Source organism: Gymnodinialimonas sp. 57CJ19 (assembly GCF_038396845.1).
Classification (GTDB): domain Bacteria; phylum Pseudomonadota; class Alphaproteobacteria; order Rhodobacterales; family Rhodobacteraceae; genus Gymnodinialimonas.
In genome coordinates this window covers 2,557,585-2,583,292 of sequence record NZ_CP151587.1, presented here as the reverse complement: position 1 = coordinate 2,583,292, position 25,708 = coordinate 2,557,585, and the positions used below count along the sequence as shown (strand labels likewise).

Genomic DNA, 25,708 nt, shown 5'->3' with positions numbered 1-25,708 from the left:
TCCACCAGAGAACCCGTCAAAGCCCGTTGTCGGCAGATGTTGGGTACTCTGGTGGGACACTAATACTTACCACTCATAGGAGGGGGCACCAGTGTGCTAGCATGCCAAATGCGCAACTATATCCGGACTATTTGCCTTCAAATTGACGACTTCAAAATTCGGCTACATCCGCCGGTCTCTCATCAGAGGCTTGCAACTTCCCCCCCCCTCAACTGGCCCTTGGAACGGGTCACGTTCCGAACGTGTTTTTAAGATATATAGAGGCATCAGTGCGGCAGCGATGGCTCAAGACAAGCAACAGATTGCCGAGACTTACCACCTTTGGCACTTAAACTTCTCGCGCCAACCTAGACGAAAGTAGTCCATTTTCTTGTCCGAACACTCGCAGCCTATTGGAACTCGCCTTCTTGAGCAAATAAGAAACGTAGCTCCGGAGGCAGATACTCCAGTTGAAGTTGTGCAGCGTGCACAAGTTCTAGAATCCGCCTTGTCGCATTTGAGTTCACATAGCGGTTCCGCAAAACGACACTAAGCCCACTAGTGCTTTCAAGGGCCCATCCGACGGATTCATACTCTGAAAGCGCTACGACATTTGAAGGCAGGGAAAAATCTGGATCTTCGATGTCACGTGGATCGAAGACATCCCAATTTCCGGATGAGATCCAAAAAGCGTCCTGCGGCATTGCCTCGCTGTCTGCCCCTCCGTACAGAAAGGCGCTAGCACCTGTCGACACATCGAAGAACAACGATTGAACAATTCTAGAGTCGTATGGTTCCGGCGCTCCATGTTCTCGCAGCATGTAAGAAACATGTTGATCCAGCGGAAAATTTGGCAGCTGCAATAAAGCGGCCTCAACGGCCTCCTCAGCCGCAGAGCCACCAAAAAACGAAGTCTCTTGTGCCTGCCCTAGCGCAATCATTTGAGCGGCAAAATTAGATTGCATTTCAGACGGTTCGCGCAGTCCACCCACTCGCCATGCGGCTTGCATAGCCAACTCTGACTGTACCACCGTTGTATGTGCTAACAGTGCGACCGCAAGTTGCATGCAATCCCAACCACCTTGCTCTATCAAGGTTTGTGGGTCCATGAAAACAGCCGAGGCACGACCCTCGGGGGTCATAAAGCACCAGCCATCGATATCGGTTGCGTTTAGTAGGTCAATCGTTATGGAACTAGCGCCAGAGTCCCAAAGATAATCCCTCAGACGCACTCCAGCCACGACTGAAATATCCTCTTCAGTTAAACCTGAGCGGGTCATGCTTTCAACTGCGCTTGCTACAGTCGACCCCGAAAGAATCAGTGGGTAACTGTCTCCTTCAGCTTCCTGTAAACAAGAAGATGAACCCAACGGCCCGATTGATGTACTGCAAGCGCTGGATGTTGTCGGGAAAAATGTTACAATCGCCCCAAGGAAACCTGATAGCGCTGCTAACGCTACCGAACTGGCACTGGGTCTACGTCGATAAAACTGCCCAGGAGGGAAATCGAGACTTCCAACAATACAGGATTGGCGTGTTCGCAGCGCTGAAGGTCGTCGTATCCGCATACTCGGTCCAGGATTCTCTCGTAGGTAATAGTGTTGGTAGAAGCATCTATTACTCCGCTGGGGAAAACAATTGCGGTTCCATTAATTTGCGAAGGAGCAATGAGGTCGCTCGGTGCCCAAATCGGCCTTACTGTGATATAGTCAGGTTGAATAAATTCAGGTCCACCCCCTGACAGGACAAGATTTCCGTCGACGCTAGACGCAGTGTAGCTAGATATTCTTGCTTGGATGGCAACAGTGTTTTTATATAGCAAAACGGTCGCCACAATCCCGGCTATCGCCACAATCACTGCAAGGCCAGTTATCCAATTGGAAACCTTGCCCTGCGTCACGGAAGCTGCTTCAGAACCAAACATAGCATCGCCTCATTCATACCGATGAAGATTACCACCAACCTACGGCGAAGTCACTAATCTACGGTTAACAGAGTTGTGTCCCGCATCTGGAACACGGTCGACCACCGCTAGAAATAGCGCGAAAAGGTCGCAAGTAATCTGGTGCTAGCAAGCGGCTTCAGATCAGCGGCACCAGAACTCTTCGCCATCGGGCCAATATCGGGCCAACCCTTCTCGCACAAGTATATCGCCCACGTCCTCACCGTTAATGTAGATGTTGGCCAGCACTCGCCCGTAGCGGTCCGCTTGCCCAAGAGAACGCAGTTCCCAATTGTTGTGATTGAGGAGGTCTCGGAGACGCCGTGTCGCGGCGCGTGCTAAGTCAATTTCAGCAAACCCACCGCAAACATTGTTGTATTCTTCCGGCGTGTCGTACCCTTCAAGTCGATAGTTCACACCTTCAAGCCAAAGAGTGTCGCCATCGACAACGCAGGTATAGCGGTCCGATCTGGGGCACATCTCTATCGCGTTCGCTGGCACGGTCCAGCCGAGGGCGAAAAAGATGAAAAGGAACGCGAATGCAGTGTGGAGCGGAGTGCTTTTCATGACGAGACCTCTTCAGCGACGCACGGGCCAATACCAAATTGAAAAGGCGGTCAAAATGGGGGACACGTGGCATAGGTTATCTGTTAAAGTTCTGATTTTAAATCAAAAATTGAATTTAAATGGCGGACCCTAGAGGATTCGAACCTCTGGCCTCTGCCTTCGGAGGGCAGCGCTCTATCCAGCTGAGCTAAGGGTCCGCTGAGGCGCGGTATATCCGCCCCTTTGCGCCCCCGCAATCTCAAATCCGCTCAAGCGGCGCGGGTGGTGACTTCTTCCAGGGCGCGTTCGATCAGTTCGGGGCCTGCGCCGTCCAGATGGGCGCCTTCGGAAAGCACCCGCTTCCAGCCGCGGGCACCGGGGCGGCCTGCAAAAAGCCCAAGGATATGGCGGGTGATCTGGTTCAAACGACCGCCGCCCGACAGATGCGCCTCAATGTAGGGGAGCATTCGGTGGGCCACATCCACGGCACTGCGCGGCGGATGATCCGAGCCGTAGATCAGCTGATCGGCCTGTAAGAGGACTTCAGCCGGAGTGTGATACGCAGCCCGGCCGATCATCACACCGTCAAGGCCCGCGTCCAGATGCTTGCGCGCCTCAGCAAGCGTGGCGATGCCGCCGTTGATGGAAATATGCAGCTGCGGATGGGCGCGTTTCATGGCGTGGACCAGGTCATAGTCCAACGGCGGCACATCGCGATTCTGTTTCGGGCTCAACCCCTGCAACCATGCCATACGCGCGTGGATCGTGACACGCCGCACCCCTGCCCCGACGATGGCGTCAAGGAACTGCGGCAGGGCCTTTGCCGGGTCTTGCTCATCCACGCCAATACGGCACTTCACGGTGACCTCAACCGCGCTGGCGTCCTGCATTGCAGCGACGCATTCGGCCACCAGGTCGGGTTGCTTCATCAAGACAGCCCCGAAGCAGCCCGATTGCACCCGGTCCGAGGGGCAGCCGACGTTGAGGTTCACCTCATCGTAACCCCAGTCATTGGCGATCCGCGTAGCCCGCGCCAGCTCTGCCGGGATCGAGCCGCCCAGTTGTAGCGCCACGGGATGTTCGGCCCCGTCGAAGTCCAACAATCGCGCCCGGTCGCCGTTAATGACCGCGGGGGCTGTCACCATTTCGGTATAGAGCAACGCCTGCTGCGACATCAGCCGATGGAAATAACGACAGTGGCGGTCGGTCCAATCCATCATCGGCGCGACCGAAAGGCGGGCGGCGGCATCTAGATTAACTTGTTTACTATCAGTCACTTATCTGATCCACAGGCAGGCGATGGGGCAATGTATCTAGTTAGGGCAAAACCGGGCTGACGACAATAGCCAGGGCGTCTGGCGACCGGGTCCGCGACCAGCGTCGGGGGCCATTCCATGCAATTTTGCATATGAATTCCGCAAATCCATTCAATTCCATGGGGCTCGGATCGGCGTATGACAAAGGGAGATTTCAAACTCACCGCCACAGGAGCCCTCCCATGCGTGTCTTGGATAATCCCTCCTCTCGGGCCTATGCCCGTGTCACCGGCCTGCTCTATCTTATCATCGCGCTCGCCGGGGGCTTTGCCATTCTCTATGTGCCGAGCACCTTGAACGTCCCCGGAGATCCGGCGGCGACCTTCGCCAATATCACGGCCCAACGCGGACTTTTCCATGCCGGTCTGGTGGGAGACGTGGTGATGATGATGGCGGAGGTTCTGGTCTGCGTCATGCTGTATTTCATCTTCAAACCGGTCAACGAGACGCTTTCACTGGCGGCGTCTTTCGCGCGGTTGATGATGGTCGCCGTGATGGCCGCGATGCTGTTTTTTCACGCGGGCGCTTTGGCGCTGGCCGATGGCACGGTGCCTTTGGGCAGCTTTTCCGAGCTTCAGCGCCTCGAATTGGCCGGACTTATGCGCCATATCCACGATGCGGGCGTCTGGATTTGGCAGCTGTTTTTCTGCCTGCATCTGCTGCTGCTTGGCGGGTTGGTGATCCGATCGGGCCTGTTTCCTCGGGTCTTCGGAGTGGGGTTGATGGTGGGGGGCGTGGGCTATCTGGTGGATAGCGTGCAGATGTTCGCCCTGCCCCACGCCACCACGTTGGCGGCGGTGAAACTTGCCCTGCTTGGGATCGTGTCCCTTTCCGAGATCGGCTTTGCCCTTTGGCTGCTGATCCGGGGCCCAAGGGCCGCGAAGGCCTAAACCACGAGGGCGGACCGCGGGCCGTTTGCTGAAATGGCATGGCCCGCGATCAGCACCACGGCTGCAATCGGGCCGATCCACGTTTCAATTTCGGCTCCGCCTTATGGCCGCACGATCACGTGGTTTCGCCCAACAAACGCATCGCGTTTTCCTTCAGGATCAAGGGGCGCACCTCGTCCTTGAAGGGGGCGTTCTCGAAATCTGCCAACCAGCGGTCCGGCGTGATGGCAGGCCAGTCCGAGCCAAACAGCATCTTCTTTTTCAGGATAGAATTGGCGTAGCGGATGAAGGTCTCGGGGAAATACTTCGGGCTCCAGCCGCTCATGTCGTAGTAGACGTTGGGCTTGTGCTGACAGACCGCCAGCCCCTCTTCCGTCCAGGGAAATGAGGGGTGGGCCAGAATGATCGGCATGTCCGGGAAATCGACGGCCACATCATCCAGATGCATCGGGTTGGAATACTTCAGTCGCATCCCCATGCCGCCACGCATCCCGGACCCGACACCGGTTTGCCCGGTGTGAAACAGGGTTATCACGCCCTCTTCCGCGCAAGCCTCGAGCACCGTGTAGCAGGCGTCGCGGTCGTTAGGGAAAAAGCCCTGCATCGTCGGATGAAACTTGAACCCGCGCACCCCGAAATCGCGAACCAAGCGGCGGACTTCGCGTGCGCCTGCCTTGCCCTTATGGGGGTCAATCGACGCGAAGGGGATCAGGATATCGTCATTTTCGGCACAGATCCCGGCCACTTCTTCATTGGAATAGCGGCGAAACCCGGTCTCGCGCTCGGCATCGACGGGGAAGATCACGGCGGCAATATTGCGCTCGCGGTAGTAGGCGGCGGTGTCTTGCACGGTGGGCAACATCCCTTCAGCGCCTGCGGGATTCTTGAAGTAGGCCGCCATTCCGGCCTGAAATTCATTGTACCCATCGTCGCGGCCATGGTTGCACGGCTCCTCGGCGTGGGTGTGGAAATCAATCGCTCGGACCTTGCTGAAATCGACCATGATGCGCCTCCTCTTTTGGTCGATATATAGAATAATAGTTATATCGCAAAACGTTTTGCCCCCCGAAGGAACATGCAACCAAAAAGCCATTGGGTTTGTGGCCAAGGGGTGCCCTGATTACATTCCCTATGCAGGCGCTCGGAATATCCCATCAAAGAAACGCGCAAGCGCATCGAGGCCGTCCAACGGCAAGACATGCGCCACGAAATGATCCGGGCGGATGACGACCAATGCGCCTTCCCGGCGATCAATGCCGCGCATGTCAAAGATGTCCTGAGCGTCGTCGCCCGTGACGGTGAAAATCTTCTCGTAATCCCGCAAGTGAAACCGCCCTTTTCGGGGCAAAAGCAGCGGCGGCATGGCTGCCAGGTCAAGCGTCCGGTGCGGTTGCTGAAATACGGCGCGGGTATCAATCACCCTGTCCGCATCCGCAGTCCCATGTCGGCGCACAGGCGAGCGTGGGTCTTGCGACAGGAAATCACACAGCCTCGCCACGCCGCGCCCTGGCGCACCGTCATCATCGGCGGCGGCAAACGCAATCAGCCGCCAACGGCCATCGGCCTCCAGACACTCTGCCAATTGTAGGGGCTTGGCATCGGCCAGCCGGATCACCGGCGCCGAGTGGAAGCGCTTGCCGATGCGTTGCCCGCGCGCCAAATGCTGATGCGTCGCCTCCCCCACAATCTGCGACGGCGCATAGGTCGTCTCGACCCCCGCCGTGTAGCGGCCGTGGGTCTGGAAATAGCGTTGAAACTGGGCTTCTTCCGCGGGCGTCTTGGGTTTTTCGCTGAACAACCGCGCCATGTCGCGGTCAAAGTCGATCAGCTCTTGCGCCTTGGCTTGGCGCTCGGACGAATAGGTGGACAGCAACGCAGGCCGCGCTTGCCCCTTCAGGACCGAGGCCAACTTCCACCCAAGGTTAAACGTATCCGCCATCGACACATTCATCCCCTGCCCCGCCTTCGGGCTATGGGTGTGGCAGGCATCACCGGCAATAAAGATGCGTGGCGGCTGGTCGGTGCCATCCGGCCCCGTCGCGTCATCAAATCGGTCGCAGACCCGTTGGCCGATCTCGTAAGCGGACCACCACGCCACTTCTTTCACATCGAAGCTGTAGGGGGCCAGAATGGCCTGGGCCTTTTGCGCCAACATCTGCGCCGAAACGTTGCGGTCGGCGGCACGTTCATCGCCGTGCAGCGCGTCCAACTCAATGTAGAGGCGCACTATATAGCCGCCCTCGCGTGGGATCAGCAGGATGCTGCCCGCCGACGCAGATTGGATGGCGCATTTCAGCCGAATGTCCGGGAAATCCGTGACAGCGAGAACATCCATCACCCCCCAAAGCTGCCGCGCCGCGTCGCCCTTCAAGGCATGGCCTAATGAACGGCGCACCGCACTGCGTGCGCCATCACAGCCAACCACGTATTTCGCTTGCACCGTTTCCGTCTGCCCCGGCGCATCGAGGCAATCAAACACCGCCGTCACCGGGTATTCCGCCGCCTCTTCGCGCGTCAGAGAGGTAAGATCGCGATTGTAATCTGGGGTCAGCCGCGCCGGTGCGTTCTGCATCACTTCAAGGTAGAAATCGTGGATACGCGCTTGGTTGAGGATCACATGGGGTTGGTGGGACAGGTCATCTTCCACATCTTGGATGCGGTCTGCCCGGCGCAATCCTTCAGCCCCCGCCTTGGGACGCCAGAAGGTTGTTTCATTGACCCAATAGGCTTCGCGCCGCACGCGGTCCACAAAGCCGAAAGCCTCGAACATCTCCATCGAGCGGCATGCAATGCCATCGGCTTGACCCACTTCCAGCGGCCCCGACTTGCGGTCAAATATCCGCACGGACATCCCGCCAATCACTGCCAATTGCGCCGCCAGCGTCAGGCCCGCAGGGCCGCAACCGATGATCGCCACATCGACCTGAGCGGCCTTCTCGTCGGTATGTGCATCTGCCTGCGCAACGCACGGGTCGCCGGGACGAAACCCGTCCAAATGATACTGCATCGCGCGACATCTCCCCCCAAGGCCTGCTCAATATAGTACGTATACTTATTAAATATACCCGTCAAGAAACCTCCTCACACCGGTTTTGACACAGATCAAGGCGCAGCACTGCGGATACGGCCAAGATGGACATAATCGACCCAACACACAGAGATTTATCATGTTTTTAAGAAAGATAGACGAGAGCTGCACCCTGATGACAGGCATGGCGGAGCGCTTGGGAACCCATGTTCCGGGAACCGAGGCCGTGACCTCCACCGCGAATGCATACGCCTTGCGCTCTGCGGTTTTACGGTGTGCCGCTTGTAAACAGCACGACGCCTGCCAATCGCTCCAAGATGAAAACCCACGGCTGGAAGCCGCGCCGGATTATTGCCGGAACTGGTAGGGTCTCCCCTTCAGGCGCGGGGCCGGAAGGGGTGGATTTCGTTGTCTTTGCCAAGGGCGAAACGGCGCAGATAGGGCGATTTGATCAAGTCATGGGGGAAACCCAGGCGTGGGGCTGTGGCCTCCGTCAAGCGATCCGCAAGGGCTTCATCCAAGGGGCCATCCGCGGCCCGCAAGCTCTCAGAAAGCTGCGCCTCATTCCGGGCCCCGATCAGGGGGACTACCGGGGCCGACTGACCGGAACGCAAAAGCCAGCGCAGGGCCAGTTCACGCAGGGATAGCCCTGCTTCATCGGCAATCTGACTGACGGCTTCCGCGGTCTTGCGGATGTGGCTTGGCACCTTGTCCGTCGGGCGCCGCTGCGGATTACTGCCACCGCTCAACGCGCCTGCGGCAAGCGCGCCCCAGCCGACGACACCAAGATCGAGGGCGGCCGCCATTGGCAGAAATTCTCGCTCCGCCTCGCGGGCCGCAAGGGAATATTCCACCTGCACCGCCGCCGGGCGGGCCCATCCGCGAAACTCTGACATCGTCAGCGCCCGGCTGACCAACCAGGCTGGCACGTCCGAGAAACCAATGTAGCGGATTTTTCCCGACGTGATCAGCGCGTCAAAGCCTTTCAAGATCTCTTCCAGCGGTGTGGTTCCATCCCAGAAATGCAGCCAAAATAAGTCGATATGATCCGTCTTTAACCTCTTGAGACTACGTTCGACCGAAGCCACCATGGTGCGCGCGCTATTGCCGCCCGCCAGCACGTGGGGGCTGCCCGAGGCGGTATATTTGGTCGAAACCACCACCTCATCCCGGCGCGGGGCGATGAACTCTCCGATGATCTCTTCGGCGGCCCCATTACCATAGTTCGGGGCGCTGTCGATCAGGATTCCGCCCGCCTCGGCAAAGCGCGACAGGACCGCAAGGGATGCCTCCCGATCCGCGCCCCAGGCCTTGGCCTCGCCGAAATTCAGCGAGCCCAATGCAAGTTCCGAGACCCGCAGGCCGGAATGTCCCAGCAGACGATACTTCATGGCGCAGGCGTCGCGTCAGCCAGCGCCGTGCCATCCTTGGCGCATTGCAACAGAAGCGGAGACACCTTCCAGACAAGCGGGTCTTCCTTGGCGTATTCCTCTAGCTGCGCCACGATCGCCTTGGCTCCGAGCGTGTCGGCGAAATGCATCAAGCCGCCGCGCCATCGCGGGAAGCCGTAGCCAAAGACCGTGACCACGTCGATGTCACGGGCCGATTGGGCGATGCCTTCGTGCAGAATATCCGCGGCTTCGTTTATCATGGCGTGCAGCAGACGGTCGCGGATTTCATCCTCGGAATACTCAACCCGGGTGATCCCGGCGAAATGGGCTTCCTCAAGGGCCAGATCAGCCACGATGGGGTCTTCCACCTTGCCGCCCCCCCCGGGGTAGCGATACCACCCTGCCCCGGTCTTGCGGCCCAGTTTGCCCAGTTCCACCATCCGGTCCGCAATGGGAATGTAGCGCCGGTTCGGGTCGCGTGTGGCGTCTTGGCGGCGGCGATTAGCGTGGGAGATATCAAGGCCGGACAGGTCTTGCGTTTCATACAGGCCCATGGCGTAGCCAAAGGCGACCATGGCTTCATCAATTTCCCACGGGGTGGAGCCGTCCATCAGCACCGTATCGGCCGCCTCGCGGTAGCGGGCCAGAATGCGGTTGCCGATGAAACCATCGCAGACACCCGCCAACACCGGCACCTTGCGCAGCTTCTTGGCCAGCGCAAAACCCGTGGCCAGCGCCACATCGCTGGTGGCATCGGCGTTCACGATCTCTAGTAGTTTCATGATGTGGGCAGGCGCGAAGAAGTGCAGCCCCACCACACGGGACGGGTCGGAAACGCAGGCCGCGATCTCATTCACGTCAAGGTACGAGGTGTTGGAGGCCAGGATCGCATCGGCGCCCATGACCGCTTCCAACTTGGCGAAGACGTCGCGCTTCACCTCCATTGATTCAAACGCGGCCTCGATGGCGAGGGTCGCACCGGCCGCGTCCGCGTAATCATGGCTCAGCGTCAGGCGGGCGCGGTGATCGTCGGCGCGAGCCGCGTCAATCATGCCGCGCTTCAGGCTCGCCTCGATGATCTTGTCGACGTTGGCCTTGGCACGCGCCACCCCGTCGGCGTCAGTTTCCAGCAGCGTCACGCGCAGCCCCGCGTTCAGCAAAGCATAGGCGATGCCCGCGCCCATGGTGCCGCCACCGACAACCGCAATGTGATCCAAGGCGACAGGTGCCGCGTCCAGATCGGCGGGCGCTTTGGCACCACGTTCGGCAAAGAAGATATGGCGCAGCGCCTTGGCCTGATCGCCGCCCTTCAGCTCGATGAAGGCCGCGCGTTCAATGGTCAGCGCCTCGTGGAACGGCAGCGAAAGGCCAGCCTCAATCACATCAATGGCGCGTTGCGGGGCGATTTGGCCCGACATCTTTTTGGCCACACGGTCACGCGCCGCCGCCAGAACATCGGCATCCGCTTCGGGCGGGTTGAATTCCCATGTCGGCACAATGCAGCCCAGTTCCTCGGTGTTGACCATGAAGGCGGCCTCTACCGGGTCCTCTTCGATCACATGGACCAAGCCCGCGTCCAACGCCGCTTGCGCACGCAACGGCTTGCCGCTGGTAATCAGGTCGAGCGCCGTTTCCAGCCCCACAAGACGCGGCAAACGCGCCGTGCCACCGGCACCGGGGATCACACCCAAGGTCACTTCCGGCAGGCCAATTTGGGCGCCAGGCGCCATGATCCGCATCCGGCATGCCATGGCGATTTCAGCGCCGCCCCCAAGGGCCACCCCGTTGATCGCCGCCACCCAAGGCACGAAGCTTTCGTCAATGGCGTTCATCACGTCGGGCAGATGAGGTTCCACCGGCGCTTTGTCGAATTCCTTGGCGTCGGCACCGGCAGCAAAAGCGCGGCCCGCGCCGGTCACGATCACGCGGTCCAACATCTCTTTTTCGGCCCACCGCACGGCATCCAGCAAGCCTTGGCGCACCGCTTGGTTAATGGCGTTAACCGGGGCGTTGTTGATCTCGACGTAGCCGACGTTTTCTTCGCGGCGGGTGGTCACGCTCATGGGTGCTCTCCTCATGTGTGCTAGGACATTGGACGCGATCAGCGGCGATCGGAGCCCAGAATTTGATAGGTTTGGATCAGGTCGGACAGCTCGGCCTGGCTCACCTCCACAGGCTTCCCGCCGGTATCTAGCAGGTGGTCCGCCTGGGAGTAATAGACTTCGCGTGCCTTCAGGATCTGGCGCAATTGCAGCATCGCCTGCGGGTTGCCTTCCATCGGCCGTACATCGCCTTGGGCGCGGACCCGTTCCATATGCTCATTGGGCGACGTGCGCAGCCAAACGGTATGGAACCGCGACAGCAACTGCTGAAACGTCGTTTCCTCGGATACGATCCCGCCTGCTACGGCAACGATGGCGCGTTCATGTTTTTTCACAATATTATCAAGAGTATCTGCCTCTAGCTGGCGATACCCTTCCTGACCATATAGCGCGATGATCTCAGCCACGGGGATGCCCGCGCTGCGCTCAATCTCATCGTTCAGTTCGATGAAAGGCGCATCAAACGTCACCGCGAGTTTCGCGCCCAAAGTCGATTTCCCCGCGCCGCGCAGGCCCACGAGACACAATCTTTCGGCCTTTTGGGCGCGGGTCCGGGCGGGGTCCAGCATTTGCAACACGCGGGCCCGCGTGCCGGCATCGGCGCGGCGGTACATCTGCGTCAGATGCCTGATTTCCGCGCCTTGGTGATCCTCGCGGACCAAAAGCTGCTCTACCGGGGTGTCCAACGCCAATGCCACCCGCTTGAGCAACCCGATCGAGATGTTGCCATCGCCTGCTTCCAGCTTCGCCAAATACCGGGGCGACACGCCTGATGTTTCCGACAATTCCCGCCGCGACATCCGCCTTGCCTTGCGCAAAGACAATACCGTGCGGCCGACATGGGCGATCAGGTCGGCAACGTCTTCTTCAAAAGGCATATGTCGGATGTCGTCAGGCATCATAACCCTTGGGTTGCGCGGCAATCAGCGGTTCAATAATTGCGCGCACTTCTTCTGGGGCGCGTTGCTTCTTGAACTGGTCGGCCACGATGAAAACGCTCACCGTGCGAGTCGAGAAACACAGCTTCCCGTCCTGTTCACCGTCCACCCGGAAGGTGATCGAGCTTTCGCCCAACTTCTCGGGCCAGACATGGCAAATCAGATCATGGCGTGGCGTGACCGGTGTGCGGAAATCCATTTCCAACCGCACAAAAGGCGTACCGAAATTACGGTCTGTCTCCATCTGGAACCAACCGTCGCCGTCCAGATGGGCCTCCCACCAGCTGTTGATGGCATCGAGTGCGAACCACGGAAGACGCCCGGTGTAGACGATCTTTGCGGGGTCACAATCGCCCCACGTGACGTTGATCTTGTGCTGCAATGCCGTGGCGGGACGGCCCTTGTCGGACATGGGGGCCACTTAATACGTCTCCACATGGTATCGGCCATCTTCCCGCATGGCATCGCGCAGGTTAAGCCATTGTTCCCCAATGGATTCCGCGATGTTGGTGAAGGCTTTCTCCACCCCTTCCTCCATCCCCTTGAGGCCACAGATATAGATGTGGGTCTTGGGGTCTTTCAGGTATTCGGCCACGGCGTCTTCTTCCGCGCGCATGCGGTCTTGCACGTATTCCTTTTCCGCGCCGGGCATCCGGCTGAACACAAGGTGTTTGTGCAGCAATTCATCGGGCATTTTCTTGAGCGGCCCGAAGTACGGCAGGCTATCGGGGGTGCGGGCGCCGAAGAACATCATCATGCCGCCGGGTTTGGTCCCCACAGTGCGTTGCCGCGCCATGGTGAACGACCGCATCGGGGCGGATCCGGTGCCGGTGCAGATCATTAGAAGCCGCGCATCGGGGTCAGAGGGCAACAGGAACGTCGCGCCGAACGGCCCGGTGATATTAACCTTCGCGCCGATCTCCAGATCACACACGTAGTTGGAGCAAAGCCCCCCCTCTTCCCGCTTCACGGTGAGAGAGACATTATGATACCCCGGCCGCTCGCCGTCACGCGGGCTGGACACGGAATAGAGGCGTGGCAGATGGGCGTTGCCATCGGCGTCGGTGCCCGGCGCGATGATGCCCAGGGACTGACCTTCAAGTACCGGGAACGGCTTGCCCTGGAAATCCAGGATGATGTGGCGCACGTCCGCGTCAGAGTCCTCTGCGGTCAGACGGTAGTTGCCTTGCACCACGGCCTCTACCGGGTGGCCCAGATTATGCAGGTTAATGGCGGGCTTGGAGGCCGTCGCCGGGGCCTTTGCCTTACCGCCCGCGCCCTTGTGCGCCTCGGCCAGCAGGGCCGCTACGGGGTCCACTTCGGCGTCGCCCGCCTCAGTACCACTCGCGTCGGGTTGGTCGACCTCGCCCTGTTCGGGCAGCTCGTCAAACTCGTATTGTTCTTCCAGCGTATAGGGCGTGTTGACCACGCGCCATTCGTCGATGGAGCCTGTCGGGCAGACCGGAATGCAATCCATGCAGAAGTTGCAGGCGTCGGCATTTACCACGACGTTGTTGTCGTCATGCTCGATCGCGCCCACAGGGCAGGTCATCTCGCAGGTGTAGCAGCGGATGCAGATCTCTGGGTCAATCAGGTGCTGTTTCAGAGGTTTGTTCACAACTTGCCCTCCCGGCGGCGGCGTGGAAATTCAGGCAGCAGGGCCATTTGCATCAACTCCAAGCACGTGCCCTGGCAATCAGCGCAGCCAAGGCAGGCCTCGCGCTGTATCGCAATGGCCCCCGTGGGTTTGGGCGCAATCGCTAAGCGTTTGATAACCATGTCTTTCCTCCCTGTCGCCGGATGGGAAGGCCGTTGACGGCCTTCCCGCTTTTCTATCAAGCCATGTGTAGTTTGACATACTCGAAGTCGCCGGGCTTGTTGTCGATCCCGATCTTTGGGGCCGAAATCCAGCTGGCGTATTTGCCGGGCTCGTAGCAAGGAACCATCAGCGATTGGATGAACGCTCCATCTTCTTTGGTGGGGATCCACTTGTGCTCATTCTTGGCCCATTCCTCGGCCGAGATGATATCGCCCTGCGGGTTCGCCTTGATCGCCGAGAAGACGCCGATCTGACGGTGGAACGCCTCGTGCGGCATCTCCAGTTGGAAGTCGATGCCAGCCTTTTGCAGCAGCTTGTTCCACCGGCCCACGCCGCCTGCGGCATCGCGGATGTAATCATCGCGAAGACGCATGTTGATCGCCGTCAGCGCCGGCACTTCTTCGGCCACGATCTTGCCGTCCACCACATTGCGCACGATGTAGGTGTCGTTTTGCAACTTGTGGTCGTCGTCGATCCGCTGCTCCATGTAGCGGCCCTTGATGCCCGAGTTGAACGCGTTGGCCGCGTTGGTCGAGACTTCCTGCCCAAACAGGTCAAGCGACAAGGAGTAATGCAGGTTCAGCTTCTTCTGGATCGTCGGCAGGTCGATGACGCCCAGGTCACGCACCCGGCCAATGTCATAGGGGTCGTTGATGCCCGCCTTGTTCATCGCGTCACAGGTCGCCTGCAACACGCGGCCCACACCGGTTTCGCCTACAAACATATGGTGCGCTTCTTCGGTCAGCATGAAGCGGCACGTGCGCGACAGCGGGTCAAAGCCCGATTGCGCAAGGCTTTCCAGCTGCATCTTGCCGTCACGGTCCGTGAAGTAGGTGAACATGAAGAACGACAGCCAATCCGGCGTCTCCTCGTTGAACGCGCCAAGCATCCGAGGCGCTTCCTCAGAGCCGGACGAGCGGCGCAGCAGGTCATCGGCCTCTTCACGGCCATCCTTGCCGAAGTATTTCTGAAGCAGATAGACCATCGCCCAAAGGTGGCGACCTTCTTCCACGTTCACCTGGAACAGGTTGCGCATGTCGTAAAGCGAGGGCGCGGTCAGCCCGAGGAACTTTTGCTGCTCGACCGAGCCCGGCTCGGTATCGCCCTGAATCACGATCAGGCGCTTGAGCATGTTGCGGTACTCGCCCGGCACCTCCTGCCAAGCGGGCTTGCCCGCATGCTCGCCCATGGGGATCGTGCGGCCTTCCACCTGGGGGGCCAGCAGAACGCCCCAACGGTATTCGGGCATCTTCACATAGTCGAATTTCGCCCAACCCTTGGGGTCCACGCTGACGGCTGTGCGCAGGTAGACCATGCTTTCCTGGAAATTCTGAGGGATCAGGTCATTCCACCAGTTGATATAACCGGGGTGCCATTTTTCCAGCGCCTTCAGAACCTTACGGTCCTCGGACAGGCCCACGTTGTTGGGGATCATTGTGTCGTAGGATACGTCGATTGCAGTCATCTTGCTTCTCCTCCTGAACCCGGGCCGAGGCCCGGTCTACATCTGTCGGTGTCTCGTAGACCGGGCCTTGGCCCGGGGCCGCGCGGGCCTAGACCCGCGCCGCGTCAGACCCGTGGGTTACACCCGTTCCATGTTGTAATCGCCGCGCACGCCGGTGCCGTAACGCTGCAACGCGCCGTCCTCACCGACCGCGTTGGGGCGGTTGAAGATCCAGTTTTGCCACGCTGTCAGGCGCCCGAAAATCCTTGTCTCCATGGTTTCCGGTCCGGCAAAACGCAGGTTCGCCTCCATGCCCGTCATCGCATCGGGCGAGAAGCTGGCGCGTTCTTCCATGAAGATACGCACTTCGTCATCCCAGTCGATATCGTCGAGGATCATCGTCACAAGGCCCAATTCCTCGGCCGCGTCGGCATCGAGGTCTTCGCCGATGCTTTCCTTAGCCTTATCGACCGCTTCCGGCGTGCCGAGGAAACGGGTCTGCAGGCGGGTCAGATCGTTGCCCATAGGATAGGCGCCGAAGTTGGATTCCGACAGTTTGATCGTGGCTTCAGGCCGATTGTCGCCCTCAAACTCACCTTCCATCATGTAGGTCCGGTCCACGGCGAACAGGATTTCCGCGAGGATACCCGCAAAACACGACCCGTTCTCCACGAATGCCGCAAGCGAGCGCGACGTCACGTCGATCCGCTTCAATGTACGCTTCCAGAACTGGCGCACTTCGTTGGCCAGCCAGTGGTCAGAGCCCGCGATCACAGCCTCATGGGCCAAAAACGCATCGGCGTCGCCTTCGGTTTTGAAGATCCACAGACCTGCTTCCATCTCGTTCAGACGCAGATGCAGAATCACGTCTTCCAGCTCTCGGGCCAATTTCAGCATATAGGCCTGATCGCCCTGGGCGTGGAACGCATCCATGTCCGCAGGCGCATCTTCGGTCGGCGCCTTCAGGGTGATCGTGGCGCGGCGGGCGTCACGCTCCAACTCGACTTCCACGAAATCGTAGGTGATCGCCGTGTCGGTGATCGTCCGGTTCAGTGGCCCAAGGGTGATACCCCGTGCGCCATCGGTCTTTTCCGACGCAGCGGCGAATTCGCGGGCACGTTCCTGCACTGTTTCGTCGAATTTGGAGTTGGCGATCACTTCATCCACAAGGCGCCAATCCTTCGCGCGCTTGCCTTTGACGCCCTCTTCGATGGAGCAGAAGATATCCGCCAGATCGCGGCGCACTTTGCGCTTGTCGGTAACACGGGTCAGGCCGCCGGTGCCCGGCAGAACCGCCAGCAGCGGCACTTCGGGCAGACCCACGGAAGAGGTGCTGTCGTCGGTCAACATGATGTGGTTACACGCCAGGGCCAACTCGTAGCCGCCGCCCGCACATGCGCCCTTCACGGCGGCGATGTACTTCTGGCCGCTCTCGGCCTCTGCCGCTTCAAAGGCGTTACGCGTCTCATTGGTGAACTTGCAGAAGTTGACCTTGTGGCTGTGGGCCGCGCCGCCCAACATGCGGATGTTCGCACCGGCGCAGAAGACCTTGTCCTTGCCCGACTGCATGACGATGACGTTCACTTCAGGGTGCTCGAACCGCATCCGCTGGACGATGTCGCTCAGCTCGATATCAACACCCAAATCGTAGGAGTTCAGCTTAAGCTGGTAGCCATCGAACAACCCGCCGTCTTCATCCACATCCATGTAGAGGTTCGCCACAGGCCCCTCATACTCCACACGCCAATGACGGTAGCTGGATGGATCTGTTTGAAAATCAATCACCTTGCCCATGATGGGGGTTCCTCCCTGAAAACTGTTGCCGTCAGTCTAGGGCGAGGGAAATGATAAGTAAACGTATTATTGCACGATAGAGCCGGTATTTAACCTATAAAAAACAGTAGATTAAGCTCTATGCAGCAGAAATATGCATTTTAATGCATATACCGCAATTCCACCGCTAGAGAATCGACACGCGCCAGAAGGGCCGCCACGTCAAAGGTCATGATCGCCCCACCGTCCGTCTGACCAAGCAGTGCGTGCACGATATCGCAAAGACGCAAGGCTGCTTTCGGGCGGTCCATCTTCTGCTTGAGGTGGGCGTTGGCCAATTGGATCAAGGCCTGCACCATAAGGCGGGCATCGCTGCCTTCGGGAAGCACCATCCAGACCGGTTCCAGAAGCTCATGGGCCTCCCAGAAATAACCGTGCTCCAGGTAGGCCACCCCGGTTTGGAACGCGGCACTTTCGGCCAGTTCCTGTTCGGTCATGCCGGGCCGCGCGGTGTCGCGGATCGGGTCAAAACACCCCTCTGGATGGCGGGGTGTCTTGCCGGGAACATAGGCGTGGGTCGGCGTCAGAGCCTTGGGCAATATCACTGCGCCACGGGGGCCGCTTCGATCTGCTCCAGCCGGGCGCAGAAATCTGTCAGGCCCGCGAGCACCGCTTCAGGCTGTTCCAGAAACGGCGCATGGCGACAATCATCCAGCAGAAGCGTATCCACCGGAGCATAGCTGCGATTTTCAATCTCTTCGATCTGCGCAAGGGTGCCGTATTGGTCCTGTTTGCCCTGAATGGCGAGGATCGGCACGCGGATGTAATCGAGGACCTCAGACACGTTCCACGCCTTGAAATCAGGGTGCAGCCAACTGTCGTTCCAGCCGCGAAACGCATTGTCAGGGTTGGCATGATACTTCGCCATCCGGTCGCGCAGATTGGTTGTCTCGTAGGCCACCTTGGCGGCGGCGATCTCGGTCAGGCCCATGTCTTCGGTGAAGAAATGCGGGGCCATCAACGCCAGCCCGCGCACCCGGTGATCTTGCACGCTGCCGCCATAGATCGCGGCAATCGTGGCCCCGTCGCTATGGCCCACCAACACGGCGCGGCGGATACCTGCGGCGTCCAGAACCTCGGGCAACACATCCGTCGCCTCGCGGGTCATATAATCCAACGGGCGCGGCAGATCGGCGGGGTCCGAGCCGCCGTATCCGGCCCGAGAATAGGCAAACACCCCAAGGCCTGTCGCCTCTGACAGCTGTTGCGGAAAGTCGCGCCACAGAGCGGTGCACCCCAACCCTTCGTGCAACAACACGAGCGTCAGCGCGTCCGAGGGCGCAGGCCCCCAGCAAGCGTACTCCAAACCCTTGCCCGCTGCCTGAAGCCTACCCTTTTCTGTCCGAGGCGCGCTCATGCGACAGACCTCAGCTTGAAGCGCTGGATCTTGCCCGTCGCGGTTTTTGGCAGATCATCAACGATTTCGACCCAACGGGGGTACTTCCACTTCCCGATCTTCTCTTTGATGAATTCCTTTAACTCGTCCATATCGAACGCCGACTGCGCGTCCTTCAACACAATGAACGCTTTGGGTTTTTCCAGATCATCCGCGTCCTTATGGGCCACCACGGCGGCCTCCAGGATGCTGGGGAACTCTACCAGAGCTTGCTCAATCTCGAACGGGCTGACCCAAATGCCCGACACCTTGAACATGTCGTCGGTGCGCCCGCAATAAATGTAGCGGCCCGCTTGGGTCAGTTCATATTTGTCGCCGGTGCGTGTCCACTGCCCCTCGAACGTGGATTGGGATTTCCCGCGTTGGTTCCAGTAGTCAGCCGCAGATGATCCACCGCGCACCAGCAATTCACCCACACCACCCGGCGCGACGTCGCTGCCGTCGTCTTCGACCAAGCGCACCTCATACCCCGGCACTGCGGTCCCCGAGGTGCCATATTCCACATCGCCCGGACGGTTCGACAGGAAAATGTGCAACATCTCGGTGGAGCCGACACCGTCAATGATGTCGACACCCCAAAGCGCCTTCCACTTGCGCCCGATGTCGGCGGGCAATGCCTCCCCCGCCGAGGTGCAAATCCGCAGGGGCGCTTGCGGCGACGCGTTTTCGGCCTCCCACTTGTGCAACATCGCGGCAAACAATGTGGGGACACCGTAGTAGATGCTGGGTTTGTAGGTGCCCAGGATGTGGCTGACGCTGTCGGGCGTGGGTCTGCCGTTGAACAGCAGGCTTGTGGCGCCCACCGACATGGGGAAGGACATGCCGTTGCCAAGACCATAGGCGAAGAACAGTTTTGCCGCCGAGAAAGTCACATCGTCTTCGCGGATATCCAGCACGTCGCAGCCGAAGGTGTCGCAGGTTACCCGCAACGAGCCGTGGACATGGCGCACGCCCTTGGGGGCCCCGGTGGAGCCAGAGGAATAGAGCCAGAAAGCGATTTCATCGGCGCAGCAGGTAACAGCCTCTTGCGCGGGCGCGTCGGCCATGAAGGCGTCCCAAGAGATCGTGCCTTCAGGCGCCACCCCACCGATCACCACGATCTGGCGCAGATCGGGGGCGTCCTTGGCGGCGGGCAGAACCACGTCCAGCAGCTCTGCCGAGACAAAGGCAATCGCCGCACGGCTGTCATTCAGGATCGAGCGGTAAACGTCCGTGGCCAAAAGCGTGTTCAGCGGCACCGGCAATACACCGGCCTTCAACGCGCCCCAGAAGATCTGGGGAAACTCGATCTGGTCCAGCACGAACATGGCCGCGCGGGCCTCTCGGTGGATGCCGGCGCGGGTCAACGCGCCCGCCACGTGGCCCGTGCTTTGCGCCAATGCGCCGTAAGATAGCTCGCGCCCGCCGTCCCATGCCTCGCGGAACGCGATCTTATCGGCGCGCCCCTCGGTCACATGGCGCTCTACGAACCAGTTAGCTGCATTTCCCGTCATAATGTGGCTTCCTCCCTGCCGATTATGTGGTGCCTATTTTCCGGTGAATTCAATCGCCCCGTCCGGCAGAAGGTACAGCACATAGGCGTCCCCTTCCGTGACGGTCGGATTGTGGTCCGATCCCGGCGGGTAGACGTACCACCCCGGCGCGAACCCATCGAATTTCGGCGCGCCCGAGATGGGCATGATCGCCCCGATTTCCCCTTTGGTATGGATGTGATGCGGCCCCTTCACGTCTTTCATGCGGACCACATCGACGCTGAAACCACCGGCCACTTCCCCCGGCTTGATCGCCCGGCCAAACTTGATCCCGCCGTGTTCGCGCGACATCAGCCAGCCCTCTGCCTCGCCCTCGGCACAAAGCGCGGTGAGGCGCTCGAAGGTCTCTCCGTCCACCGGAAAGGTACTGTTGAGATGTGCTTCCATCTCGGCGTCCACGGCACGCCCCTCCAAACTTTCCGCGACTTGCGTCATCAGGCTCTGGAATTCCTGTTTCGACATTAGTCACCTCCCAACCAAGAATCAATTTTAGTAAGCGTACGTTCTATTTCGTCCATTTGCAATTTATTGCGCGGAAAACATGATTTGCGCAATATTGTGCATCATAATGCCTACTTGCCAATCCCCGCCCCGCCCGTATGTTCCCGCCATGAGCGCCATCTACACCATGCCCGGACATTTGATCCGCCGTCTGCAACAGATTTCGGTCTCGATCTTTTCCGAGCAGATGCGATCAGAGGGCATCGACATGACCTCACCTCAGTTCGCGGCGCTGGCGATCCTTGAGGAACATCCCGGCATTGACCAGGCGACCCTGGCGGGCCTGATCGCGCTGGATCGCCCCACCATCGGCGGCGTGATTGACCGTCTGGCCGCAAAGGGCCTCGTGGCACGCAAGGTAAGCGAGACCGACCGCCGTGCAAAGCAACTGGCGCTGACACCGGAAGGCACGGCCATGGTCGCGCGGATGCGCCCCTTGGTCGAGGCGACCCAGTCCAAAGTGCTCGACGGGCTATCGGCCGATGAACAGGCGCAATTCACCGCCTTGGCCGAGAAGATTGCCCGCCTGCACAACGACCAAAGCCGCGCGCCTTTGGTGATGCCCAAGAGGAAATCCGCCCCGCCCGCTTAAGGGGCGGCGTCCCTTGAACCTTGGGCGCGGCCATGCAAGCGATAAGTATACAAATCATTTACGAAAGAGACCCCATGGCAGATCCCATTTTGGTCACCGACCACGACACATGGTGTGAAATTACCTTGAACCGGCCTGACCGGCTCAACAGTTTCACGACCGAAATGCACCTTGCCCTGCGCGAGGCTTTGGTCGCCGCAGCGGGTAAACGCGCGGTCCTGTTGACGGGCGCGGGCCGCGGTTTCTGCGCGGGCCAAGACCTGGGCGACCGCGATCCACGCAAGATGGACGGGCCGCCTGATTTGGGCGCCACGGTGCGCAATTACTGGGCGCCGTTGGTGCGCCAGATCCAAGCCCTGGAGATGCCCGTGATCTGCGCCGTGAATGGCGTGGCGGCGGGGGCCGGGTCCAGTGTGGCGCTGGCATGTGATATCGTTTTCGCAGGCGAAAGCGCGAAGTTTATCCAATCATTCTCGAAGGTTGGCTTGATCCCTGACACGGGCGGAAGCTGGCATTTGACCTCGATCCTTGGGCGGGCGCGGGCCATGGGGCTGGCCCTGACGTCCGAGCCCCTCAGCGCCACACAGGCCGCCGATTGGGGCTTGATCTGGAAAGCCTTGCCCGACGACACGCTGATGGATGAGGCCCGCGCCTTGGCCGAGAAGCTGTCCCATGGGCCCACATTTGGCTACGCCCGCACCAAGGACGCGATCTCGGCGGCGGCAACCAATTCGCTGGACGCGCATTTGGAGTTCGAGGCCGATCTGATGAAGCTGTGCGGCGAACATCCCGACTATGCCGAAGGCGTGTCCGCCTTCCTGGATAAACGCGACCCGAAGTTCACGGGGCAACGCTGAAGACAGGGGCTAGGACGTGCCGCGCAGGTCAAGGATATTGGCCATCAAGCGGTACGCGCCCGGCACCAGATGCTCTAACTGGTGGTGCAGGTTCAGGGCCACATGGGCATGGCAGCCGCGTCCGATCTGCCCCACCAACAGGCCGCCATCCAGCGGCTGCTCCTCGGGGTCGGCCATGCGCAACAGCGGCGTGTAGCTGTCGGACCAAGATTTCGCGAAATAGAGCCCGCGTTCCTTCTTCCACCCCGCCCAATCGTCGGGGCCGATAGGATTGGGGCCCGTGAAAACGGGGTGATCGGGGTGCATAACCGTGACCGCCGCCGCTGCATCGGTGATGCGCCACCGCAGGGACGGCTGCCCGATTTCAATCGGAGCGGGCGGCGTGTTGGCAGGGTCCCAATCGTCCCAAGGCCGGTGATAGAGCGTGACCAACGTGCCGCCAGTATCACGCACCCAAGCGTTCAGACGCGCCACAACCGGGGCCAACGCCGGACGGAAGCGATAGGCGAATACGCCCACCAGCACGGTATCAAAACCCTCAAAAGGGTCTGTCCGTGCCAGATCGGCGTCAGACAGATCGGTGATATCGACGCCAATGGCCCGCAGCGCATCGGCGATACGGTCATTGCCCGCGCCAATATAGGCGATGCGCCCTCTTGGCAGCGCAATGTTGGCCAACCGAAGGGTCAACACAGCCGGACTATGGCTGACCACCGGCGCGATATGTTCGTGGTCGAGCACGCGCGCGGAGTGGGCGGGTATGCCGTTAATCAGCACCGGCAGTTCATGCAGGCCCGGCGCGGCGTTGTCGGGTACTGTGATGCTTACCCCATCGGCACCCCACGCCTGCTGAAAGCCGTCCGGCAGATCGAACGCGCCGTCTGGCGCATCGACGGAAAGGCGCACTGCTCGGCCCGGTTGCGAAAGATTCAAGAAGGCCCGTGTGCGCGACAGGCTGGCCAGCGGATCGGGCACCACAAGGATCGGTTGCTCCAGCGCGACGCGCATTGGAATCTCCACGCCCAATACGTGGGCCGACACCTGCATCGCGGGGGCGCGCGGCGAAAGCGGGTCGTAGGTGTCGGGGTAAGGGTCACTAGGGGCGGCGTCGGCCTTCACATGCACACCGTCCGGTGTCTCGCTCATCGTCTCGGGAAGCAAAAGCGCGGTTTCGACAGCCTCGGCACGGCCCGCGGCAACCTCGGTTTCGATCGCCACATCGTGGCCCGGCGCGACGGCTGACTGCGCGGGAGTGGCGCGAACGCTGACGCCTGACACAAGCTGCACGAGCCGCGCCAATTGTTGGCGTTTCCGGCTCACGCGGTGGCGATGCACGTCGGCTACTTCGACAGAGGCCAGCATGGCGTAAGCCTCGGCCCCCAACCGCGCCATGGCGGCGAAATCCGGGAAGGCCGCAAGCATCGCGTCAATCCGTTTCTGCGCCGCGCTCAGCCCGATATCTGCCAGCGTTTGCGGCAGGTTGTCTGTCACCGCGCCAGTGTCGTCGCCAACGGCCGAATAGGCCAGATGCAGGGGCCAGTCGCGCTCCTGGCCGGCGGCAATCCAACGGCCCATGCCTTGGGTGCGGTGAAATTGGCGCGACCATTGGCCGATCCGCTCGTAGCTCATGCCCAAGACAGGATCGCTGCCCTTCGCCGCGACCGTCAAGGTGGCAGGCGGCGGCGGCACCTCGTCATCGTAGGCTCCGCCCGCGCCGGACCACGCCGGGAGATACAGTTTTGAGACCTGCCACACCGGCAAATCGCAGGGAAACGCCGGATCAGCGGCCAGCGCGATCACCGCGTGAGCGGCTTCGGTCATGGCACGGTGGTGGCCGTGTTGGCCGGGGATGTCCAGAAAGGTGGGGCACAAGATATCGGGGCGCTCTGTCCGCACGATCTCTACGAAGCGGGCCATCAGCCTTTCGCGGCCCCAAATTGCCATCGTCTCTGTGCCGGACTTCGAGAATCGGAAATCGGTGATCGTGTCATCGGGCGTTTGCCCATGCCAATACATCACCATATCCAGAACATCGCAGGCCCGCTCCATCTCGGCCGTGCGCAAAGCGCCAAGGTCGGGGCCCGCTTCGGTGCCGATGTCGTTCTGCCCGCCTTCGCCACGGGTGGAGCAGGCGTAAGACAGGTTCACCCCGTCGCGCAGCCACAACGCCGCCAACATGGCGCTGGTCTCGTCATCGGGATGGGCGCCGGTATTCATGACCCCCACGACAGAACGCAGCCCCGCCATCGCCTGCCAAACGCGGGCAATAAGGGGGGCGCTGGCCTCGGCCAGAATGCGGGATTGCGTGGTGTTGGGCATGGGAAGATGGTCCTATTGAGCGTCCACAAGACGCGGGGAAAGAGCAGAATTCACAACCAGAGCCGCCGCCCCAAGGGTCGCGGCCATGCGCCCCGCCTGCCCCGCCACAAGGCGCGGGCCAACGCGGTCGGCACGGTTTGAGACGGACAGATCCGGCAGCTCCACACGTGCCACCAGTTCCTCCAGCAGCGTGGCGGGCAAGGCGCCGGTTATCACGATCGTTTCGGGGTCCAGCATGTTTTCCAGCAAATGCACCGCCTGACCCAACCCGGCGACGGCGGTGTCCAACCAAGCCTCCAACGCCTTGGGACGGCGCTCAAATTGCGCTGCCAGGTCATCAACGGTGGTGGCGCGAATACCATCGCTCGCCAAGGCACGCACCAGCGAAACGCGGCTGACCAGCGCCTCCAACGGAAAGCGGCCTCCGTCGGAAAAGACGGGGATGTGGCCAATCTCTCCGGCGTTGCCGAAGGTGCCTTCATAAACCTTACCGCCATCTACGATCCCAAGGCCAAGGCCAGTGCCGAAGTAGAGACAAGCGAAGGTGTTATACCCTTGCGCCGCGCCCAAAATACGCTCGGCCATCGCCGCGGAATTGGCGTCGTTTTCCAGCTTGATCGCCACCCCAAGGGCATCGGCCAGCACCGGGCCTGCCGCGATCTTTCCCCAGCCGGGCAATTGCGTGGCGCGGTCTGACAGGCCGGTTTGCCCCACGGGGCCGGGCATCACGACGCCCGCGCCAATCACCGTCTTGTGGTCCACTCCGGCCACTTCCCCCAACGACGGCAGGCCGGCGATTACGGGCAGCACATCTTCGGGCCGTGCCGATGGCAAGGCGATGCGTTCCTTGTGCAAAACCGGCCCGCCCAGATCAATCCACGCGGCCAAGACGGCGTCGGGGCGAATCTCTACCCCCAAGGCCGTGTGGGCCCCGCAGCGGATCGCATAAGTAACCGCAGGAAGGCCGCGCTGACCCGCGCGTTTGCCGGTTTCCGCCACCCATCCCTCGTCGAGTAAATCGGCGATGATATTGCTTACGGCCTGAATGCTTAGACCCGATGCGCGGGCAATTTCCGCCCGCCCTGCCTCACCTTCACGGTGCAAATGGCCAAGCACGAGCCCGCGATTGTAGGTCCTGCTGCGTTCGGCATTGGAGCCGGGAGGAGAAAGATGGGAAGCCATGGGAATCGAATAACTCAACTCACTTGATAACTCAACGCCCCTGCGCTAGCGTTCTCTCAATGGCACCGTCCGCAGATGTCGGGCCTCTGACCAGACCAGCC

General features: G+C 60.5%; 24 protein-coding genes and 1 tRNA gene. 4 read left to right on the top strand and 21 right to left on the bottom strand.

From position 1 onward, the window contains the following. Nucleotides 1-389: 389 nt before the first annotated feature. The 5 genes from AADW23_RS12710 to dusA form a co-directional block, all read right to left on the bottom strand. Nucleotides 390-1,259, bottom strand: coding sequence for a hypothetical protein (locus AADW23_RS12710; RefSeq protein WP_341861313.1), 870 nt, complete (start codon nucleotides 1,257-1,259; stop codon nucleotides 390-392). 176 nt (nucleotides 1,260-1,435) lie between these two features. Then, the gene (locus AADW23_RS12705) at nucleotides 1,436-1,903 is read right to left on the bottom strand and encodes a hypothetical protein (RefSeq protein ID WP_341861312.1); all 468 of its coding nucleotides are present in this window, start codon (nucleotides 1,901-1,903) and stop codon (nucleotides 1,436-1,438) included. 162 nt (nucleotides 1,904-2,065) lie between these two features. Next, nucleotides 2,066-2,488, bottom strand: a complete 423-nt coding sequence (locus AADW23_RS12700; protein ID WP_341861311.1) for a thermonuclease family protein — start codon at nucleotides 2,486-2,488, stop codon at nucleotides 2,066-2,068. Nucleotides 2,489-2,608: 120 nt separating this feature from the next. Next, a tRNA-Arg gene (locus AADW23_RS12695) sits at nucleotides 2,609-2,685 on the bottom strand. Nucleotides 2,686-2,736: 51 nt separating this feature from the next. Then, entirely contained in the window at nucleotides 2,737-3,744 is a 1,008-nt protein-coding gene (gene dusA / locus AADW23_RS12690) for a tRNA dihydrouridine(20/20a) synthase DusA (RefSeq protein ID WP_341861310.1), read from the bottom strand. Nucleotides 3,745-3,965: 221 nt separating this feature from the next. On the opposite strand from dusA, the gene AADW23_RS12685 reads away from it, so the two are divergent. Beyond that, on the top strand, nucleotides 3,966-4,673 hold the full coding sequence (locus tag AADW23_RS12685; RefSeq protein WP_341861309.1) for a DUF4386 domain-containing protein: 708 nt from the start codon (nucleotides 3,966-3,968) through the stop codon (nucleotides 4,671-4,673). Between the two features lie 115 nt (nucleotides 4,674-4,788). Here AADW23_RS12685 and AADW23_RS12680 read toward each other — a convergent pair whose 3' ends face one another. Beyond that, complete coding sequence (locus tag AADW23_RS12680) at nucleotides 4,789-5,676, bottom strand: amidohydrolase family protein (RefSeq protein WP_341861308.1); 888 nt, start codon at nucleotides 5,674-5,676, stop codon at nucleotides 4,789-4,791. A gap of 126 nt (nucleotides 5,677-5,802) precedes the next feature. Next, nucleotides 5,803-7,680, bottom strand: coding sequence for an FAD-dependent monooxygenase (locus tag AADW23_RS12675; RefSeq protein WP_341861307.1), 1,878 nt, complete (start codon nucleotides 7,678-7,680; stop codon nucleotides 5,803-5,805). 160 nt (nucleotides 7,681-7,840) lie between these two features. Between AADW23_RS12675 and AADW23_RS12670 the strand changes: the two genes are divergently transcribed. After that, nucleotides 7,841-8,068 carry a DUF6455 family protein gene (locus tag AADW23_RS12670; protein ID WP_341861306.1) on the top strand — a complete coding sequence of 76 codons (228 nt, stop codon included), beginning with the start codon at nucleotides 7,841-7,843 and terminating at the stop codon, nucleotides 8,066-8,068. A 10-nt stretch (nucleotides 8,069-8,078) separates the two neighbouring features. Here AADW23_RS12670 and AADW23_RS12665 read toward each other — a convergent pair whose 3' ends face one another. The 12 genes from AADW23_RS12665 to AADW23_RS12610 form a co-directional block, all read right to left on the bottom strand. After that, nucleotides 8,079-9,092, bottom strand: coding sequence for an aldo/keto reductase (locus tag AADW23_RS12665; RefSeq protein ID WP_341861305.1), 1,014 nt, complete (start codon nucleotides 9,090-9,092; stop codon nucleotides 8,079-8,081). Beyond that, complete coding sequence (locus AADW23_RS12660; RefSeq protein ID WP_341861304.1) at nucleotides 9,089-11,155, bottom strand: FAD-dependent oxidoreductase; 2,067 nt, start codon at nucleotides 11,153-11,155, stop codon at nucleotides 9,089-9,091. Before AADW23_RS12660 ends, AADW23_RS12665 begins: the two co-directional genes overlap by 4 nt. Before the next feature lie 38 nt (nucleotides 11,156-11,193). After that, nucleotides 11,194-12,096 carry a helix-turn-helix transcriptional regulator gene (locus tag AADW23_RS12655; protein ID WP_341861303.1) on the bottom strand — a complete coding sequence of 301 codons (903 nt, stop codon included), beginning with the start codon at nucleotides 12,094-12,096 and terminating at the stop codon, nucleotides 11,194-11,196. Further along, entirely contained in the window at nucleotides 12,086-12,544 is a 459-nt protein-coding gene (locus AADW23_RS12650; RefSeq protein ID WP_341861302.1) for a thioesterase family protein, read from the bottom strand. The genes AADW23_RS12655 and AADW23_RS12650 overlap by 11 nt, the downstream gene beginning before the upstream one ends. Nucleotides 12,545-12,553: 9 nt before the next feature. Beyond that, entirely contained in the window at nucleotides 12,554-13,750 is a 1,197-nt protein-coding gene (gene boxA / locus AADW23_RS12645) for a benzoyl-CoA 2,3-epoxidase subunit BoxA (protein WP_341861301.1), read from the bottom strand. Then, nucleotides 13,747-13,911 carry a hypothetical protein gene (locus AADW23_RS12640; protein ID WP_341861300.1) on the bottom strand — a complete coding sequence of 55 codons (165 nt, stop codon included), beginning with the start codon at nucleotides 13,909-13,911 and terminating at the stop codon, nucleotides 13,747-13,749. The genes boxA and AADW23_RS12640 overlap by 4 nt, the downstream gene beginning before the upstream one ends. A gap of 56 nt (nucleotides 13,912-13,967) precedes the next feature. After that, entirely contained in the window at nucleotides 13,968-15,416 is a 1,449-nt protein-coding gene (boxB, locus tag AADW23_RS12635) for a benzoyl-CoA 2,3-epoxidase subunit BoxB (RefSeq protein ID WP_341861299.1), read from the bottom strand. 117 nt (nucleotides 15,417-15,533) lie between these two features. Next, nucleotides 15,534-17,189, bottom strand: coding sequence for a 2,3-epoxybenzoyl-CoA dihydrolase (gene boxC / locus AADW23_RS12630; protein ID WP_341861298.1), 1,656 nt, complete (start codon nucleotides 17,187-17,189; stop codon nucleotides 15,534-15,536). Nucleotides 17,190-17,329: 140 nt separating this feature from the next. Further along, the gene (locus tag AADW23_RS12625; protein ID WP_341861297.1) at nucleotides 17,330-17,767 is read right to left on the bottom strand and encodes a DUF309 domain-containing protein; all 438 of its coding nucleotides are present in this window, start codon (nucleotides 17,765-17,767) and stop codon (nucleotides 17,330-17,332) included. 2 nt (nucleotides 17,768-17,769) lie between these two features. Beyond that, entirely contained in the window at nucleotides 17,770-18,585 is an 816-nt protein-coding gene (locus AADW23_RS12620) for an alpha/beta hydrolase (RefSeq protein ID WP_341861296.1), read from the bottom strand. Next, nucleotides 18,582-20,117, bottom strand: a complete 1,536-nt coding sequence (locus AADW23_RS12615; RefSeq protein WP_341861295.1) for a benzoate-CoA ligase family protein — start codon at nucleotides 20,115-20,117, stop codon at nucleotides 18,582-18,584. The genes AADW23_RS12620 and AADW23_RS12615 overlap by 4 nt, the downstream gene beginning before the upstream one ends. A 33-nt stretch (nucleotides 20,118-20,150) precedes the next feature. Beyond that, entirely contained in the window at nucleotides 20,151-20,618 is a 468-nt protein-coding gene (locus AADW23_RS12610; protein ID WP_341861294.1) for a DUF4863 family protein, read from the bottom strand. 148 nt (nucleotides 20,619-20,766) lie between these two features. On the opposite strand from AADW23_RS12610, the gene AADW23_RS12605 reads away from it, so the two are divergent. Together AADW23_RS12605 and paaG are read left to right on the top strand one after the other, a co-directional pair. Beyond that, a complete protein-coding gene (locus AADW23_RS12605; RefSeq protein WP_341861293.1) occupies nucleotides 20,767-21,249 on the top strand; it encodes a MarR family transcriptional regulator in 483 nt (160 codons plus the stop codon). Nucleotides 21,250-21,323: 74 nt separating this feature from the next. Then, a complete protein-coding gene (gene paaG, locus AADW23_RS12600) occupies nucleotides 21,324-22,106 on the top strand; it encodes a 2-(1,2-epoxy-1,2-dihydrophenyl)acetyl-CoA isomerase PaaG (RefSeq protein WP_341861292.1) in 783 nt (260 codons plus the stop codon). Nucleotides 22,107-22,115: 9 nt separating this feature from the next. Here the strand turns inward: paaG and AADW23_RS12595 are convergent, their stop codons facing one another. After that, nucleotides 22,116-24,425 (bottom strand): PIG-L family deacetylase, encoded by a 2,310-nt coding sequence (locus AADW23_RS12595; RefSeq protein ID WP_341861291.1) that lies wholly within the window; start codon nucleotides 24,423-24,425, stop codon nucleotides 22,116-22,118. Between the two features lie 12 nt (nucleotides 24,426-24,437). Beyond that, a complete protein-coding gene (locus AADW23_RS12590; protein WP_341861290.1) occupies nucleotides 24,438-25,607 on the bottom strand; it encodes an ROK family transcriptional regulator in 1,170 nt (389 codons plus the stop codon). Nucleotides 25,608-25,708: the final 101 nt, after the last annotated feature.